This is a genomic window from Halomonas sp., assembly GCF_033549285.1.
Lineage (GTDB): Bacteria > Pseudomonadota > Gammaproteobacteria > Pseudomonadales > Halomonadaceae > Halomonas.
Genome location: NZ_JAWSUJ010000013.1, coordinates 22,714 through 38,457 on the forward strand (window position 1 = coordinate 22,714; position 15,744 = coordinate 38,457).

The following is a 15,744-nucleotide window of genomic DNA, read 5'->3' on the forward strand; positions in this document are numbered from 1 at the left end:
AAGATAGCAGTTAACGTCAACATGCCGGCAAAAGTCGAATCTCCTCCAGCACCCCGCAATGGCTACAATTGCGCTATGCCGGCCTCGCCTCCTCGAAGAGCTCCGCGGGCATCGGATACTCCAGCTGCCAGGTCATGGCGATGGGACGATTCCCTTGATAGCTTTTCAGTGCCTTGGCCGGCCCCAGGAAGATAAACGGTGCCGTCTCTCCCTCAACCCGTTTGGTCAGGCGAGCGAAGAAGAGGATGGTATAGCCACGCTCTTCGAAATGGAGATAGTTCTGCCCCGTTGGGCTCTCCTGAGTGACGGTTGACTGACTCTCCCAATGAAGCAGCGAACGGCTGACGGGGTAATCGCGATAGCGCGTGGTAGGAGAGAAGTCTCCCTCGTCCTTCTGGAAGGTGACCAAGTGGATATAGGTACGAATGTCCTTGGAGTGGATGACACCTACCCCGGTAGCACCCGGTTTTTCAAGGCTGGCCAATCCCAGAGACGCCTTGATTTCGGCGGTGCCGTAGGCGCCATGCAGGAGTAACTCACAGTCGAAAGGCAGCTCGCTCAATCGCTGCAGCGGCACCTGCTGATGCGCGCGCCTCCAGGCGGCGACCTCGGCAGCATCGGCCGCGACGCTGGGATTAGCACGCCACTTGCGCAGCGACTGCTCGAGGCTGTCGACGCCGAGCCGACCACCCTTTTGGCCCCATAGCAAATAGTGCAGCGCGGTTTGCCTTGCAGTGTCATAGCGCCCCAGGGTTTGCTCGACGCCTTCAGCATGGCCCAGGATCTCAACGGCCGAGAGCAGTACCGGGTCGCTACGCAGCGCAATACGCGACAGCGCCTTGCGTGCCTGATCGAAATCGGGATCCTCGGGTGGGACTTGGCGGTCGGCCAAGGCTTTCCACTCGCTCCAGCTGCGACGCGACAGCACCTGGACCGGCGTCAGCCCGGTCACCTCGATGAAACGCCCGAAGGTGAGCGGTCGACCCACCTCTTCCGACCAGCTGCGCAGCGTCTCGGGAATAAACTGATTGAGGTCGGCCAACACCGAGCGGATCTTGCCAAGCACGCGCTCCCGAGCGACCCGTTCGAGCTGGATGCTGCAGCCGGGTGGCAAGCTGGGGAAGTCGGCCTCAACCTCACGATCCAGCCGCATGCGCCGTCCGGAGAGCAGCGCCGTGAACTTGGTATCCAGGCGGTAGCGCCGGTGAGTCTGTCCCACGAAGTCCAGGACGGTAAGGCACTCCTTGCCCGAGGCATGACGCAAACCGCGCCCTAGCTGCTGGAGGAAGACCGTCAGGCTCTCAGTCGGCCGCAGGAACATCACCAGGTTGATATCGGGAACATCAACCCCTTCGCTGAGCACATCCACGGTGAACAGGAAGGGCAGCGTCCCTTCACGGAACTCGCGCAACCGCTCGGCACGGATTTCAGTCGGCGTGTCACCAACGAGTACGGCGGCCCGATACGCACTACCCAGCCGATTGAAACACCCGGCCATATACTCGGCGTGGCGAACACCGGCACAGAACCCCACCGCGCGGACTCCTTGCAGATCAGGCTGATAGCGCTCCAGCGCCTGCCGGACGGTATCCACTCGCTGCTTGGCACGAAAATCGTCGCCGGTCAACAAGCTCTCGATCTGGCGCGTATCGTATCGGCCGTTTCGCCAGAGGCTGTCGTCACTGAGGTCGATGCTATCGCTGACCCCGAAGTAGTGGAAGGGACACAGCAGCTTCTCTTCCAACGCCTCGGGGAGGCGAATCTCCGCCACGAAGTCACCATCGAAGTCCGGCAGGATGCTGCTGCCATCCATTCGCTCGGGCGTGGCTGTCAGCCCCAGCAACACGGCAGGCTTAAGCTCCTCGAGCAGAGCCCGATAGCTGCTGGCGGTCTCATGATGGGCCTCATCGATCACCACATAGTGGAAATGCTTGCTCCCTGACGTTTCCCAAGGCCGGTGACGGTTCAGCGTTTGCACCGAGGCAAATAGGTGGCGGTGTTCTGTCGGCACATGCCCACCCACCCAGAGCTCGCCGAAGTTCTGATCACGCAGCACGGTGCGGTAGCAGGCCTGAGCCTGTTCCAGAATCTCCTTACGATGCGCGACGAAAAGCAGCGGCACCTGCCGCCCTTCACCTTCGCATACCCGTCGATAATCCAGCGCCGAGATCACGGTCTTGCCGGTACCGGTGGCCGCCACCACCAGATTACGAAACGAGCCGCGCTGGCGTGCGGCGGCCAGGGCTTCAAGAATTCGAAGCTGGAAAGGCCGAGGCGTGATCTCGGCGAAGAAGGTCGCCCCACCTTGAGCGCGCTCCTGATGCGCGGCGATGGCCCGACGAAAGCGCGGGAAATCTTCTGGGGTATAGGGTTCGAACTCATCGCTTTCCCAGTAGGCCGCAAACTCCGCCTCGAAGCGTTCGAGGATATGCCCCATATCCTGAGCGGTGACCTTGACGGTCCACTCAAGTCCCTGGGTCATTGCCGAGTGGGACATATTCGCCGAACCGATATAGGCCGTGGAGTACCCGCTCTCGCGGTGAAAGTGGTAAGCCTTGGCGTGCAGTCGTGTGCCGCCGGTGTCGTAGGAGACGCGCACGGTGACATTGGGCTGCTGGGACAGCCACTCCAATGCGGTCGGGTCACTGGCGCCCATGTAGCTGGTCGAGATCAGGCGTACCGGAATATGACACTCGGCCAGGCGCTCGAAGGCTGGCATCAGCAGCCTAAGCCCCGACCACTTGATGAAGGAGACCAGGATGTCGACGCCGTCGGCCGTGGCCATCTCGGTGCGCAGCTCATGCTCGAGGGGTGGATCATGCCCCAGCCCCGTCAGCAGCGCACTGGTCGCCAACGGCGTCGTCGGACGTGGTAACCGATGGCTCCCCTTGCCCAACTCGCTGAGTAACGGCTTGTCCACCTCCAGTAGTCTCTTGCGCGCCAGATAGTCGAGGCCATCAGTTGCCGAGATCAGCTCGATAAGGCGATTAAGAAGGGGTAGGCGACGGTCGGCGTCAATGATTCGCAAGGCCTGATGAAGCAGCTGACCGAGGAACTGAGCGTAGGCGTGAGGAGCCGTCTCATCATCGAGTTTACGCAATACCGGCTTGAGCTCGGGGTGAGCTTCCAACTGTTCCCTGAGCTCTTCATCGAGCAGTCGTTCGTAGAGGCCTGCCGGTAGCCGATCCATCGCCCATCTCCTTCCGTGCCATCGCTAGTGACGGTAACAGCAATCGACTGTCTCTGGGCAGGTGCGACGCTACTTGTCTGTCACAGGCTGACTCTCACTTCTCCCGCGGCACCCGCCCCATCAGGTAGAACTCCTCGTTGGGCGGCGTGCCGGTCAGGGTGACCAGGCGGTTGGAGAGGCCGAAGAAGGCGGCGATGGCGCCGATATCCCAGATGTCGTGGTGGGTGAACCCGGCCGTCTTCAGGCGGGCCTCCCACTCGTCGGTGAGCTCTCCCACCTCCAGGCCGCAGTAGAGGGCGAAGTCCAGCATGGTGCGATGGCGCTCGCTGATCGGCGCGGTGCGATGATTGGTCGCCACCTGGTCGGCGAGCAGCGGATCCTTGCTGTAGATCCGCACCAGGGCGCCGTGGGCCACCACGCAGTAGAGGCAGCGGTTGCGGGCGCTGGTGGCCACCACGATCATTTCCTTCTCGGCCTTGGTGAGCGTGTCGGACTCCCGCTCCATCAGGGCATCGTGATAGGCGAAGAAGGCGCGGAACTCGGCCGGCCGGTGGGCCAGCATCAGGAAGACGTTGGGCACGAAGCCGGCCTTCTCCTGCACTGCCAGCATGGCGTCGCGGAGGTCGTCGGGCAGGTCGTGGATCGATTCGGGGATGGGGAAGCGGCTGATCGGCGCGGACATGGAGGCTCCAGGCGTCATGGTTGTTCTCGACGCGGTCAAGATAGCAGTTAACGTCAACGTCACACACGCACCCAAAGGTCGAACCCGCGCGCCAGGACTGCAAGGACAGGATCGAACGACGGCATCAGTCGCCGAGAGGAGGCTTGACCGGCGTCACTCGCTCGAGCACGTCACCCGATTACGCCCGCCACTCTTGGCGTGGTAGAGCGCCTGGTCGGCGCGCTCCAGCATCTGCTCGAGCGTATCGTCTGGTGCGCAGAGCGACGTGACGCCGATGCTGACGGTGCAGGTGATCGGGCGCCCCTTCCTGATGTCGAGGGGCAGGGATTCGAAGCTCGCGCGGATGCGTTCGGCCGCGGCCGCGGCCTGGTCCGGCGACGTTTCCGGCATCAGCAGCGCGAACTCCTCCCCGCCCAGCCGGCCGAACAGGTCGGAGTCACGAACCAGGTCCATCGTCAGGTCGGCGAGCGCCGCGATCACGATATCCCCGGCAGGATGCCCCCAGGTATCGTTGACCGACTTGAACATGTCGATGTCCATGATGGCCAGGGACACCGGGTGCCGGTAGCGCGCCGCACGTCGAAGCTCCGATTTCGCCCCTGTCATCCACCCACGGCGGTTCATGGCGCCGGTGAGTGCGTCCGAGGAGGCCGTCTGGCGCAGCTCGATGCTGTCGATCAGGATCCTTGCGAGGCTGGACAGGATACCGACCTCCTCGGGCGTGAACGCTCGTGGCGCGGTGCCCATCGCGCAGAGGCTCCCGATGTTGTACCCATCCGGCGTGGTCAGCGGGATCCCGGCATAGCACACGACATGGGGCTCCCCCACCACGAAGGGATGCTCGGCATAGAGCGGGTCTGCTCGCGCATCGGTAATGAGCAGCACGTCGGGCTGGTCGATGGTCCTGGCGCAGAAGGACAGTTCGCGGGCGAACTCCTGCACGCCGATACCGCGTCTCGCCTTGAACCAGTGGCGACGCCGATCGATCAGCGAAACCCCGCTCATTGGCACCTTGAGGACCTGACGGACAAGGGTCGCGACGTTCTCGAAGACCGCATCCTCCTCGCTGTCCAGGATGTCCAGGCGCTCCAGGGCGCGGACTCGGCCCTCCTCATCATCCAGCTTCAGCTCGAACATCTCGACGGCTCCCTGTCCCTTTCCTCACGTATTGACACCAAAAGGCTACGCCCACCCTTTCATCCACGACGCGAAAACACAACGCCGCGACGCCGCTTCATGAAGGGAGCGGAGACTGGAGCCTGGCCAGCCTGTCAGGCCACGGAAAGATAGCGCTCCTGCAGTTCGGGGTTCTCGCGCAGCTCGGCGGTGGTGCCGGCGTAGGCGACCTGTCCCTTCTGGAGGATGAAGGCCTTGCGGGCATGGCGCAGGGCGAAGGGCACGCTCTGGTCGGTGAAGAGGATGGTGGTGGTGCTCGCCAGGTCGTCGATCAGTTCGCCGATCTGGTGGACGATGACCGGGGCCAGCCCCTCGTTGGGCTCGTCGAGCAGCAGCAGGCGCGGCTCGGTCACCAGGGCCCGGGCGATCGCCAGCATCTGCTGCTGCCCGCCCGAGAGGGTGGCACCGTCCTGGTGACGCAGCTCCGCGAGCATCGGGTAGGTGTCGAGCACCCGTTCCGGGGTCCAGCGGCGCTCGCCCCGGTGGCCGGGCTGCATCGCCACCTCCAGGTTCTCGTAGACGCTGAGCCCGGGGAAGATGCGCCGGTCCTCCGGCACGAGGGCGATGCCGAGCCGGGCGATGCGGTGGGCCGGCATCCCGCGGATGTCCTGGCCCTCGAACAGCACCCTGCCCTGCCGCGGCGGCGTGACTCCCATGATGCTCTTGAGCGTGGTGCTCTTCCCGGCGCCGTTGCGGCCCAGCAGGCAGACGACCTCCCCGGCCTCGACCTCCAGGCTGACGCCCTGCAACGCGTGGCTCTCGCCGTAGTAGGTGTGGATATCCTCGACCTTGAGCATCAGGATGCCGCCTCCTCTTCTTCCTCGCCGAGATAGGCGCGCTTCACCTCGGGGTCGTTGCGAATCTCCTCCGGCGTGCCCTCCGCCAGCCGCTGGCCGCGGTGCATCACCAGGATGCGGTCGGCGATCCCGAACACCACGCTCATGTCGTGCTCGGTGACCAGGAAGGTGTAGTCGCCGGAGTCGGCGAGCCTGCGGATCAACTGGGTGACGTGGCGGGTCTCCTCCGGGGTCATGCCCGCCGTGGGCTCGTCGAGCAGCACCAGGCGCGGGCGGGTCGCCAGCACGATGGCGATCTCGAGCAGGCGCTTGTCGCCGTAGCTGAGCACCCCGGCACGCTGACCCGCCAGGGCCTCGAGCCCCAGCCGCTCGAGCAGGCCCTGGGCCTCGTCGATGATCTCGCGGTCGCGGGAGGCCAGGCGCAGCATCGCGAGCGCCTTGCCGTGGAAGGCGGTGAGCGCGACCTCGACGTTCTGGCGCACCGTGAGCTCCTGGAAGATGTTGGTGATCTGGAAGGAGCGGGAGATGCCCAGCCGGCTGATGCGGTGCGGCGGCAGCCCGGTGATCTCCTCGCCGTCGAAGTGGATGCTCCCCGAGGTCGGCGTCATGCGCCCCGAGATCATGTTGTAGAAGGTCGTCTTGCCCGCGCCGTTGGGCCCGATCAAGGCCACGGTCTCGCGCGGGCGCACGTCGAGGGAGACCCCGTCCACGGCATGCACGCCGCCGAAGGTCTTGGTGAGGTCGCGGATCGAGAGCAGTGGTTCGGTCATCGTCTCAGCACCCGGTCGAGCACGGTCCCGAGGATACCGCGGCGGAAGAACATCACCATCAGCGCCAGGATGATGCCGAGGAACAGCATCCAGTGGTCGGTGTAGCTGGTGATCCAGGTCTCCAGCAGCACGAACACCATGGCGCCGAAGAAGGGCCCCAGGAAGTAGGCCGAGCCGCCGAGGATGGTCATCAGCACCGCCTCCGCGGAGTGGCTCCAGTGGATCATGTCGGGGCTCGCCACCCGGTTGAAGGGCGCGAAGAGCCCCCCGGCGAGCCCCGCGAAGAGCCCCGCCACGATGAAGGCGATCAGCCGGAAGCGCCGCTCGTTGAGCCCGCAGAAGGAGACCCGCTCCGGGTTCTCGCTGATGGCCCTGAGGATCAGCCCGAAGGGCGATCGGGTCACCAGGTAGAGCAGTGCCGCGGCCAGCACTACCACCACCAGCACCACGTAGTAGTAGACCAGCGGGTTGGCGAGCTGCAGGTCGAGCCCCAGGCCGAACTCGGTGAGGGGAAAGCCGGTGATGCCGTCGCTGCCGTTGGTCACGCTGCGCCACTGGTGGGCCACGGAGAACACCATCATGCCGAACGCCAGGGTCAGCATGGCGAAGTAGACCTCGTTGAGCCGCACGCAGAAGAAGCCGATCACCGCGGCCAGCAGCATCGAGGTCAGCATCGCCGCCAGCAGGGTCCACACCAGCGGCACCTGCAGGTGGAGCAGCAGCATGGCGGTGGTGTAGGCGCCCATCCCGAAGAAGGCCGCATGGCCGAAGGAGAGCATCCCGGTGTAGCCGAACACCAGATTGAAGCTGGCCGCGAAGAGTCCCATGATCAGGATCTCGGTGGCGACGAAGATGTAGAAGTAGGAGACCCCATAGGGCAGCAGGAAGAGCGCGGCCAGCACCAGCGCCAGCAGCCCGGCGATCAGCAGTCGTGTCATCATGCGCTCGCCCCCTTGCCCATCAGCCCCTGGGGCTTGAGCAGCAGCACCAGGGCCATGCCGATGTAGGGCAGCACCAGGTTGATCTCGGGCAGGAAGCGTCCGCCGAAGCCGTGGATGCCGCCCAGCACCAGGGCACCCAGCAGGGTGCCGGGGAAGCTGCCGAGCCCGCCGATCACCACCACGATGAACGACTCGATGATGATCTTCTCGCCCATCGCCGGCCCGATGGCCCGCATGGGCGCGGCCACCACGCCACCCACCGCGGCGATCCAGGCGCCGAAGGCGAACACGCCGGTGATCACCAGCGGCACGTTGATCCCCAGGGTCTGGGCCATCTCACGGTCCAGGGCCGCGGCGCGCACGATGCGCCCCAAGCGGGTGCGGGTGAAGAGCAGCCACAGGCCCAGCATCATGGCGAGCCCCACGGCGATCACGAAGAGGCCGTAGAGGGGATAGTTCACGCCGAGCACCGAGACGGTCCCGGCGAGCAGCGCCGGCGGGTTCACCACCTGGATGGAGGGCCCCCAGATCATCCTCACCGACTCGTCGATGATCAGCAGCAGGGCGAAGGTGAGCAGCAGGCTGTCGGTGATGTGGCGGTCATAGACCGTGCGCAGCATCAGCCGCTCGATGGCGATCGCCACCACGGCCACCAGCAGCGGGGCCACCAACAGCGCCAGCCAGAAGGAGAGCCCCAGCAGCCCCATCGCGGTATAGGCGAAGTAGGCGCCCAGCATGTAGAGGGCGCCGTGGGCGAAGTTGATGACGTTGAGCACGCCGAAGATGATGTTGAGGCCGACGGCGATGACGAACAGCAGCAGCGCGATGTCGAGGCTGTTGAGCAGCGCGGCAATGAAGCTCTGCATCGTGGACTCCCGGATGGGTCGGGCCGGCCGCCCGGGACGGGCGGCCGGCAGGCGGTGTCAGAGCGAGCAGCCCGTCTCCGACACGTCGGGCGTCACGAGGTCGCCGTCGAAGGTCTTCATCGGGTCGAGCATGCGCACGCCGTACTCGTCGCTGACCTCGGCGGTCTGCCCCCAGGTGGGGCCGACCACGGCCTGGTGGTCCCCCTCGCGGAAGGTGAGCGGGCCGTTGGGGGCCTGGAAGGTCAGGCCGGAGAGCGCATCGGTGATCGCCTCGGGATCGGTGGAGCCGGCCTCCTCGATGGCGGCCTTGTAGGCGTAGATGCCCGCATAGGCGCCCTGGGCGTTGTAACTCGGCGGGTTGCCGAAGCGCTCCATGTAGGCGCTGACGAAGGCGTCGTTGGTGGCGTTCTCGTGGGCCGCGAACCAGTAGCGCGTGCCGACCCAGATCCCCTCGGGCATGTCGCTGCCCAGGGCGGACATCACCTCGGTGGCGCCGCCCAGGGTCATCAGCACCTCGAAGTCCTGCTCGAAGAAGCCGAGGTTGTTGGCCTGGCGGATGAAGTTGACCAGGTCGCCGCCCCACAGCGAGACCAGCACGCCCTCGGGCTTCGCATCCATGACGTTGTTGATGAAGGGCGTGAAGTCCTCGTTGCCGAAGCGCGGGAAGGCCGTGCGCTCCATCAGCTCCACCTCGGGGTCGAGCTCCTTGAGGTAGTCGCCGAAGAACTCCCAGGACTGGTGGCCGAAGGCGTAGTCCGGCCCGATGGTCGTCCAGCGCCTGGCGCCGGTCTCCGCGGCGATCTCGGCGGCCGCCCTGGTGTTCTGGCTGATGTTGACGCTCAGCCGGTAGGTGTAGCGGTTGCAGAGCTTGCCGGTGACGTCCGGGGTGGCGGCGTGGGTGATGATGAAGGGCCGCTGCAGCTCGGGCACCACCGGGACGACGCCCGTGGCCACGCCGGAGCTGTCCAGGCCCATCAGGCCGTGCACCTGCTCGGAGTAGACCAGCTTGCGGGCGGCCTGGATGGCAGCATCGGCCTTGATCTGGCTGTCCTCGAGCACGAATTCGACCTGGCGGTCGAGAATGCCCCCCGCCTCGTTGATCTCGTCCACGGCGAGCTGCATGCCCTGCTGGGCGAACTGGCCGTAGACCGAGGGGGAACCGGACATGATGTAGATGGCGCCGATGCGGACCGGCTCCTGGGCGGTGGCGCTCCCCGCCACGCCGAGCCCGAGGGCCAGGCACACGGCGGCGCACAGCCGCCGGGGCCGGGGAATGGTGCGAGTCTGGCTGAACATGCTCTCCACCTCTTGTCTTGTCGTTGTCGGGTGAGCTCGCCACCCGGATGGGCGGCGGTCCATATCCTATAGGTATGACGTCATGCCCCTGTCAAACGCCCTGCCCGCCCTTCCATCAACGCAGGCCCCGCAACGACGGCGGCCCCGCCTCTCTCGAGACGGGGCCGCCGATAGCCTCGCAGCGGGCCGGGATCAGCTCAGCGAGATGGTGCTGTTGATGCCGCTGGAGACGTTCTCCGGCTCGAACCAGCGCGCGGTGACGGTCTTGGTCTGGGTCCAGAAGGCGATGGCCTGCTTGCCGTTGGGGCCCAGGTCACCGAGCTTGGAGCCGCGAGAGCCGGTGAAGCTGAAGTAGGCGACCGGCACCGGGATCGGCACGTTGATGCCCACCTGGCCGACGTCGATGTCGCTCTCGAAGCGGCGCGCCACCCAGCCGGAGTTGGTGAAGATGGAGGTGCCGTTGCCGTTGGGGTTGGCGTTGATGAACTCGATCGCCTCGTCCAGGGTGTCGACACTCACCACGCAGAGCACCGGGCCGAAGATCTCCTCGCGATAGATGGTCATCTCGGGCTTCACGTCGGCGAACAGGGTCGGGCCGACGAAGTTGCCGTCCGGATAGCCCTCCACCTGGCAGCCGCGGCCGTCGACCAGCAGCTTGGCGCCCTCCTTCTCGCCGGCGGCGATCAGCCGCTCCACGCGCTCCTTGGCCTGGGGAGAGACCAGCGGGCCGAGGTCGGCATCACGCTGGGTGCCGGGGCCCACCTTCATGCTGCGGGTGCCCTCGACGATGTCGTCCAGCCACTCGCGGGCCTCGCCCACCAGCACCACCACGGAGTTGGCCATGCAGCGCTGGCCGGCGGCACCGTAGGCGGAGCCCAGCAGGTTGTTGATCGCCTGGCTGCGGTTGGCGTCGGGCATGACCACGCAGTGGTTCTTGGCGCCCATCATCGACTGCATGCGCTTGCCGGCGGCCGCGGCGCGGTTGTAGAGCAGCGAGCCGACATGGGTGGAGCCGATGAAGGAGAGCGCCTTGATGTCGGTATGGTCGGCGATCTGGTTGGCCACGTCCGGGCCGCCGTGGACCACGTTGAGCACGCCGGCCGGGATGCCGGCCTCGTGGGCCAGCTCGACCAGGCGCATGGTGGAGCTCGGGTCCTGCTCGGAGGGCTTGAGCACGAAGGTGTTCCCGGTGGCGATGGCCAGCGGGAACATGAAGCAGGGCAGCATGATGGGGAAGTTGAAGGCGGTGATGCCGGCGCCCACGCCCAGCGGCTGGTTGAGGGTGTAGACGTCCACCTCGCTGGCGGCATTCTCGGCCAGCTCGCCCAGCTGCAGGGAGGTGATCGAGCAGGCGTGCTCCACCACCTCCAGGCCGCGGCCCACCTCGCCGGCGGCGTCGGGCAGGGTCTTGCCGTGCTCCTCGGTGATCAGCGCGGCCAGCTCGTCGGTGTTGTCGCGGATCAGCGCCTGCAGCTTGAGCATGATGCGCATGCGCTTGGCCAGCGGCACCTTGCGCCAGGTCTTGAAGGCCTCCTTGGCGCTGGCCACGGCCGTCTCGACCTCCTCGGCGGTGCAGAACGGCACCCGCGCCACCACTTCCTGGGTGGCCGGGTTGACCACGTCGCGCCACTCCTGGCTCTGGGACTGGACGGGCTGGCCGTCGATGTACATGGGAATCTCGCGAACGGACATGGTGGCATGCTCCTCTGTGCTGTTCCTGCCCCGACCGCGAGCCTGGCTTGTCGTTGTTCGGCCATCGTCAGGCGCCGCGGCGGCGGGGACATTAGACTTTATGTGTATCTATACACGAACCGTGGTGACATCGAGTCTATACAGTCGTCGGATGGCGTGACAACGGGCACTCGGGCACATTGCTTGTGCATCCATGCACAACCACAAGGCCGCGGGAGACGCTCATGCTCGACTGGCAGGATATCCAGATCTTCCTCGAGGTGGCGCGCAGCGAGCGGCTCACCGACGCCGCCCGCCGGCTGGGACTCGACCACTCCACCCTGTCGCGGCGCACCCGGCGCTTCGAGCAGGCGCTCAACACCCAGCTGTTCGAGCGCAGCACCCATGGCTACCACCTCACCGAGGCCGGCCAGCAGCTGCTCGCCCACGCCGAGGAGATGGCCCGCCACGCCTTCGAGGCCGGCGAGAGCCTCACCGACAAGAACCACCAGATCAGCGGCCAGATCCGCCTCGGCGTGACCGAGGGCTTCGGCACCTGGGTGATCGCGCCGCTGCTCTCGGCCTTCTGCGAACGCCATCCGGGCGTCACCCTCGACCTGCTCGCCCTGCCCCGGGTGGTCAACCTGAGCCGCCACGAGGCGGACCTGGCCATCACCGTGGAACGCCCGGTGAGCCCGGGCCTGGTGATCTCGCGGCTCTGCGACTACCGGCTGCGCCTCTACGGCAGCGAGGGCTACCTCGCCCGCCACGGCAGGCCACGGCGGCTCGCCGAACTGGGCGCGCACCGCCTGGTGGGCTACGTCGACGACCTGATCTTCAGCGAGCAGCTCAGCTACCTGGAGCCGCTGCTCGACCCGGCGGTGGTGGGCCACCCGGGCCCGCACTTCGCCATGCGCAGCACCAGCGTCACCACCCAGCACGCCGCCTGCCTGCACGGGGCGGGCCTCGCCGTGCTGCCCTGCTTCATGGCCGGCGCCTCGACGTCGCTGGTGAACGTGCTGGAGGACGAGGTGGCGATCGACCGCCAGTTCTGGATCACCGCCCGCCAGGAGCAGCGCCGCCTGGCCCGGGTACGCCTGCTGTGGGACTTCCTGCGCGAGGCGCTGGAGACCAACCGCGCCTTCCTGATGGGCGAGGCGAAGACGATGCTGGTCCCCGCGGCCAGCTCCTCCTGAGCACACGCCTCCGGGATACCGGAGCGCGAAAGCACGAGGACTTCGGGCACGAGCCCCCGGCGGCTTGCCGCAGGGCGAGTCCGCCTGGGCGGGACTATAGTGAGGGATGCCGGTGGGGAGTTCCTGGTCGGCTGTCGTCAGTCGCGCCCGGCCGAGGCTCCCTGCGACGGCACCCCCGTATCCGACTACCACCCCAGGTGGAAGGAGGAGATCATGAATCCACACCGGACAGCCATGGGCGCCGCCGCTGCCCTGGTCGCTGCCCTGGCCCTCATGCCCCTGCTCGCCGCCGGCGAGACGACCTCGATCCTGAAATCGACACTCGAGGGCCAGGAGGGGATGGAGGCCAACATCGTGCGCTTCGATGTGGGCGAGGAGTGGGTGACGGACCGCCATATCCATCCGGGACACGTCTTCGTCTACGTGACCGAGGGCAGCATCGAGGTCGATGTCGAGGGAGAAGACCCCAGGCGCATTGCCGCCGGCGAGGCCTTCTACGAACCCCCCGACCGGCCGATGGTCGCCAGGGCCATGAGCAGCGATGGCGCCAGCTTCATCGTCTTCCAGGTGGGCCCGGAGGATAAGCCCATCATGGTATCCCAGCCCGAATGAGCTGACGCCCTGGCATCGCGACGACAGAGGGACCGATCGGGCCTGCCCCGATCGGTCCCTTTCTTCCGCCAACCCGGCCCGAGTGCCCTTGTCAGGCGAGACAGCGCCGGATGGACGGCGCGATAAATATTCGCTATCGACATGGTCGGCAATGTCACATTGAGCTAATGGACCGCCGGGGCGTAAATTGAAAGCACAGGACAAGGAGACCCGGCCATCAGGCCGCTTGGGACCGATGGTTGACCGGCCTCATTGTCCCGCAGGACTGCCATCGTCTATACACAGGTAGCAGTTCACACAACGAAGCCAGATTGGAGAGCGATATGGGTGATCAGCAGAACGCAGGCAAGTGTCCGGTGATGCACGGAGGCCAGACCGCCAGCGGTCATTCCAACACCGACTGGTGGCCGGAGTCCCTGAACCTGGACATCCTTCATCAGCACGATCGCAAGACCGATCCGATGGGCGAGGACTTCGACTATCGCGAGGAGGTCAAGAAGCTCGACTTCGACGCGCTCAAGAAGGACATGCATGCCCTGATGACCGACAGCCAGGCGTGGTGGCCGGCCGACTGGGGCCACTACGGCGGCCTGATGATCCGCATGGCCTGGCACGCGGCCGGCACCTACCGCATCGCCGACGGTCGTGGCGGCGGCGGTACCGGCAACCAGCGCTTCGCTCCCATCAACTCCTGGCCGGACAACGGTAACCTCGACAAGGCGCGGCGCCTGCTGTGGCCGATCAAGAAGAAGTACGGCAACAAGATCAGCTGGGCCGACCTCTTCATCCTGGCCGGCAACGTCGCCTATGAGTCCATGGGCTTCAAGACCTTCGGTTTCTCCTTCGGCCGCGAGGACATCTGGCACCCCGAGAAGGACATCTACTGGGGCGCCGAGAAGGAGTGGCTGGCCCCCTCCGACGAGCGCTACGGCGACGTCGACAAGCCCGACACCATGGAGAACCCGCTGGCCGCGGTGCAGATGGGCCTGATCTACGTGAATCCTGAAGGCGTCAACGGCCAGCCGGACCCCATCAAGACCGGCGAACAGGTCCGCGAGACCTTCGCCCGCATGGCCATGAACGACGAGGAGACCGCGGCCCTGACCGCCGGCGGCCATACCGTGGGCAAGACCCACGGCAACGGCGACGCCGAGGCCCTTGGCCCCGAGCCCGAGGCCGCCGACGTCGAAGCCCAGGGTTTCGGCTGGCTCAATCCCAACATGCAGGGCAAGGCAGCCAACGCCGTCACCTCCGGCCTGGAAGGTGCCTGGACCAAGAACCCGACCCAGTTCGACATGGGCTACTTCGATGCACTGCTCGACCACGAGTGGGAGCTCAAGAAGAGCCCCGCCGGTGCCAACCAGTGGGAACCGGTGGACATGAAGGAGGAGGACAAGCCGGTCGATGCCACCGACATGTCTACTCGCCATAACCCGATGATGACCGATGCGGACATGGCGATGAAGATGCATCCTGACTACCGCAGGATCATCGACAAGTTTCGCCAGGATCCCGAGTACTTCAAGGACTGCTTCGCCCGCGCCTGGTTCAAGCTGACCCACCGCGACATGGGGCCGAAGTCGCGCTACATCGGCCCGGAAGTGCCGGACGAGGACCTGATCTGGCAGGACCCGGTACCGGCCGGCAACACCAACTACTCCGTCGAGGAGGTCAAGAAGCAGATCGCCGGGAGCGGCCTCTCCATCGGCGAGATGGTCAGCACCGCCTGGGACAGCGCCCGGACCTTCCGCGGCTCCGACATGCGCGGCGGCGCCAACGGGGCGCGCATCCGCCTGGCCCCGCAAAAGGACTGGGAAGGCAACGAGCCGGACCGCCTGGCCAAGGTGCTCAAGGCCTACGAAAAGATCGCCGCCGACAGCGGCGCCAGCGTGGCCGACGTCATCGTGCTGGGTGGCAGCGTGGGCATCGAGCAGGCGGCGAAGGCCGCCGGCCATGACATCCTGGTGCCCTTCGCGCCGGGCCGCGGCGACGCCAGCGACGAGATGACCGACGCCCCCTCGTTCGAGTACCTGGAGCCGCTCGCCGATGGCTTCCGCAACTGGCAGAAGAAGGACTATGTGGTCAAGCCGGAGGAGATGCTGCTCGACCGCGCCCAGCTGATGGGGCTGACCGGCCCGGAGATGACCGTGCTGGTCGGCGGCATGCGCATGCTCGGCACCAACCACGGCGGCACCAAGCATGGCGTGTTCACCGACCGCGAAGGTCAGCTGACCAATGACTTCTTCGTCAACCTGACCGACATGGCCAACACCTGGAAGCCGGCGGGCAACAACCTCTACGAGATTCGCGACCGCAAGAGCGATCAGGTGAAGTGGACCGCCAGCCGCATCGACCTGGTGTTCGGCTCCAACTCCATCCTGCGCTCCTACGCCGAGGTCTACGCCCAGGACGACAACCAGGAGAAGTTCGTCAAGGACTTCGTCAAGGCCTGGACCAAGGTGATGAACGCCGACCGCTTCGACCTGGAGAAGCTCCAGGCCTGATAGTGGGCCAAGCCGGGCACGCAGCCCGGCTCATACAGAGACG

General features: G+C 66.0%; 12 protein-coding genes. 3 read left to right on the forward strand and 9 right to left on the reverse strand.

What is annotated here, in order from left to right:
* Positions 1 to 73: 73 nt before the first annotated feature.
* From SCI24_RS04790 to SCI24_RS04830, 9 genes are all read right to left on the reverse strand, one after another.
* A complete protein-coding gene (locus SCI24_RS04790) occupies positions 74 to 3,190 on the reverse strand; it encodes a DUF3427 domain-containing protein (RefSeq protein WP_318724294.1) in 3,117 nt (1,038 codons plus the stop codon).
* Between the two features lie 94 nt (positions 3,191 to 3,284).
* On the reverse strand, positions 3,285 to 3,872 hold the full coding sequence (locus tag SCI24_RS04795) for a peroxidase-related enzyme (protein WP_318724295.1): 588 nt from the start codon (positions 3,870 to 3,872) through the stop codon (positions 3,285 to 3,287).
* Between the two features lie 153 nt (positions 3,873 to 4,025).
* On the reverse strand, positions 4,026 to 5,009 hold the full coding sequence (locus tag SCI24_RS04800) for a sensor domain-containing diguanylate cyclase (RefSeq protein WP_318724296.1): 984 nt from the start codon (positions 5,007 to 5,009) through the stop codon (positions 4,026 to 4,028).
* 134 nt (positions 5,010 to 5,143) lie between these two features.
* On the reverse strand, positions 5,144 to 5,845 hold the full coding sequence (locus SCI24_RS04805; protein ID WP_318724297.1) for an ABC transporter ATP-binding protein: 702 nt from the start codon (positions 5,843 to 5,845) through the stop codon (positions 5,144 to 5,146).
* Complete coding sequence (locus SCI24_RS04810; protein WP_318724298.1) at positions 5,845 to 6,615, reverse strand: ABC transporter ATP-binding protein; 771 nt, start codon at positions 6,613 to 6,615, stop codon at positions 5,845 to 5,847. The genes SCI24_RS04805 and SCI24_RS04810 overlap by 1 nt, the downstream gene beginning before the upstream one ends.
* Entirely contained in the window at positions 6,612 to 7,556 is a 945-nt protein-coding gene (locus tag SCI24_RS04815; protein WP_318724299.1) for a branched-chain amino acid ABC transporter permease, read from the reverse strand. The genes SCI24_RS04810 and SCI24_RS04815 overlap by 4 nt, the downstream gene beginning before the upstream one ends.
* On the reverse strand, positions 7,553 to 8,422 hold the full coding sequence (locus SCI24_RS04820; protein WP_318724300.1) for a branched-chain amino acid ABC transporter permease: 870 nt from the start codon (positions 8,420 to 8,422) through the stop codon (positions 7,553 to 7,555). Before SCI24_RS04820 ends, SCI24_RS04815 begins: the two co-directional genes overlap by 4 nt.
* A 57-nt stretch (positions 8,423 to 8,479) precedes the next feature.
* Complete coding sequence (locus tag SCI24_RS04825; RefSeq protein WP_318724301.1) at positions 8,480 to 9,718, reverse strand: ABC transporter substrate-binding protein; 1,239 nt, start codon at positions 9,716 to 9,718, stop codon at positions 8,480 to 8,482.
* Between the two features lie 192 nt (positions 9,719 to 9,910).
* The gene (locus tag SCI24_RS04830) at positions 9,911 to 11,410 is read right to left on the reverse strand and encodes a CoA-acylating methylmalonate-semialdehyde dehydrogenase (RefSeq protein WP_318724302.1); all 1,500 of its coding nucleotides are present in this window, start codon (positions 11,408 to 11,410) and stop codon (positions 9,911 to 9,913) included.
* 224 nt (positions 11,411 to 11,634) lie between these two features.
* On the opposite strand from SCI24_RS04830, the gene SCI24_RS04835 reads away from it, so the two are divergent.
* The 3 genes from SCI24_RS04835 to katG all read left to right on the forward strand — a co-directional run bounded on the left by SCI24_RS04835 (position 11,635) and on the right by katG (position 15,701).
* A complete protein-coding gene (locus SCI24_RS04835) occupies positions 11,635 to 12,585 on the forward strand; it encodes a LysR family transcriptional regulator (RefSeq protein ID WP_318724303.1) in 951 nt (316 codons plus the stop codon).
* Positions 12,586 to 12,798: 213 nt separating this feature from the next.
* Complete coding sequence (locus SCI24_RS04840; RefSeq protein ID WP_318724304.1) at positions 12,799 to 13,197, forward strand: cupin domain-containing protein; 399 nt, start codon at positions 12,799 to 12,801, stop codon at positions 13,195 to 13,197.
* Positions 13,198 to 13,520: 323 nt separating this feature from the next.
* The gene (katG, locus tag SCI24_RS04845) at positions 13,521 to 15,701 is read left to right on the forward strand and encodes a catalase/peroxidase HPI (RefSeq protein WP_318724305.1); all 2,181 of its coding nucleotides are present in this window, start codon (positions 13,521 to 13,523) and stop codon (positions 15,699 to 15,701) included.
* Positions 15,702 to 15,744 lie beyond the last annotated feature (43 nt).

Bases quoted from the DNA above. Each gene is read 5' to 3' on its own strand.
- SCI24_RS04790 (WP_318724294.1), bottom strand. From the start codon at position 3,190: ATGGATCGGCTACCGGCAGGCCTCTACGAACGACTGCTCGATGAAGAG.
- SCI24_RS04795 (WP_318724295.1), bottom strand. From the start codon at position 3,872: ATGTCCGCGCCGATCAGCCGCTTCCCCATCCCCGAATCGATCCACGAC.
- SCI24_RS04800 (WP_318724296.1), bottom strand. From the start codon at position 5,009: ATGTTCGAGCTGAAGCTGGATGATGAGGAGGGCCGAGTCCGCGCCCTG.
- SCI24_RS04805 (WP_318724297.1), bottom strand. From the start codon at position 5,845: ATGCTCAAGGTCGAGGATATCCACACCTACTACGGCGAGAGCCACGCG.
- SCI24_RS04810 (WP_318724298.1), bottom strand. From the start codon at position 6,615: ATGACCGAACCACTGCTCTCGATCCGCGACCTCACCAAGACCTTCGGC.
- SCI24_RS04815 (WP_318724299.1), bottom strand. From the start codon at position 7,556: ATGATGACACGACTGCTGATCGCCGGGCTGCTGGCGCTGGTGCTGGCC.
- SCI24_RS04820 (WP_318724300.1), bottom strand. From the start codon at position 8,422: ATGCAGAGCTTCATTGCCGCGCTGCTCAACAGCCTCGACATCGCGCTG.
- SCI24_RS04825 (WP_318724301.1), bottom strand. From the start codon at position 9,718: ATGTTCAGCCAGACTCGCACCATTCCCCGGCCCCGGCGGCTGTGCGCC.
- SCI24_RS04830 (WP_318724302.1), bottom strand. From the start codon at position 11,410: ATGTCCGTTCGCGAGATTCCCATGTACATCGACGGCCAGCCCGTCCAG.
- SCI24_RS04835 (WP_318724303.1), top strand. From the start codon at position 11,635: ATGCTCGACTGGCAGGATATCCAGATCTTCCTCGAGGTGGCGCGCAGC.
- SCI24_RS04840 (WP_318724304.1), top strand. From the start codon at position 12,799: ATGAATCCACACCGGACAGCCATGGGCGCCGCCGCTGCCCTGGTCGCT.
- katG (WP_318724305.1), top strand. From the start codon at position 13,521: ATGGGTGATCAGCAGAACGCAGGCAAGTGTCCGGTGATGCACGGAGGC.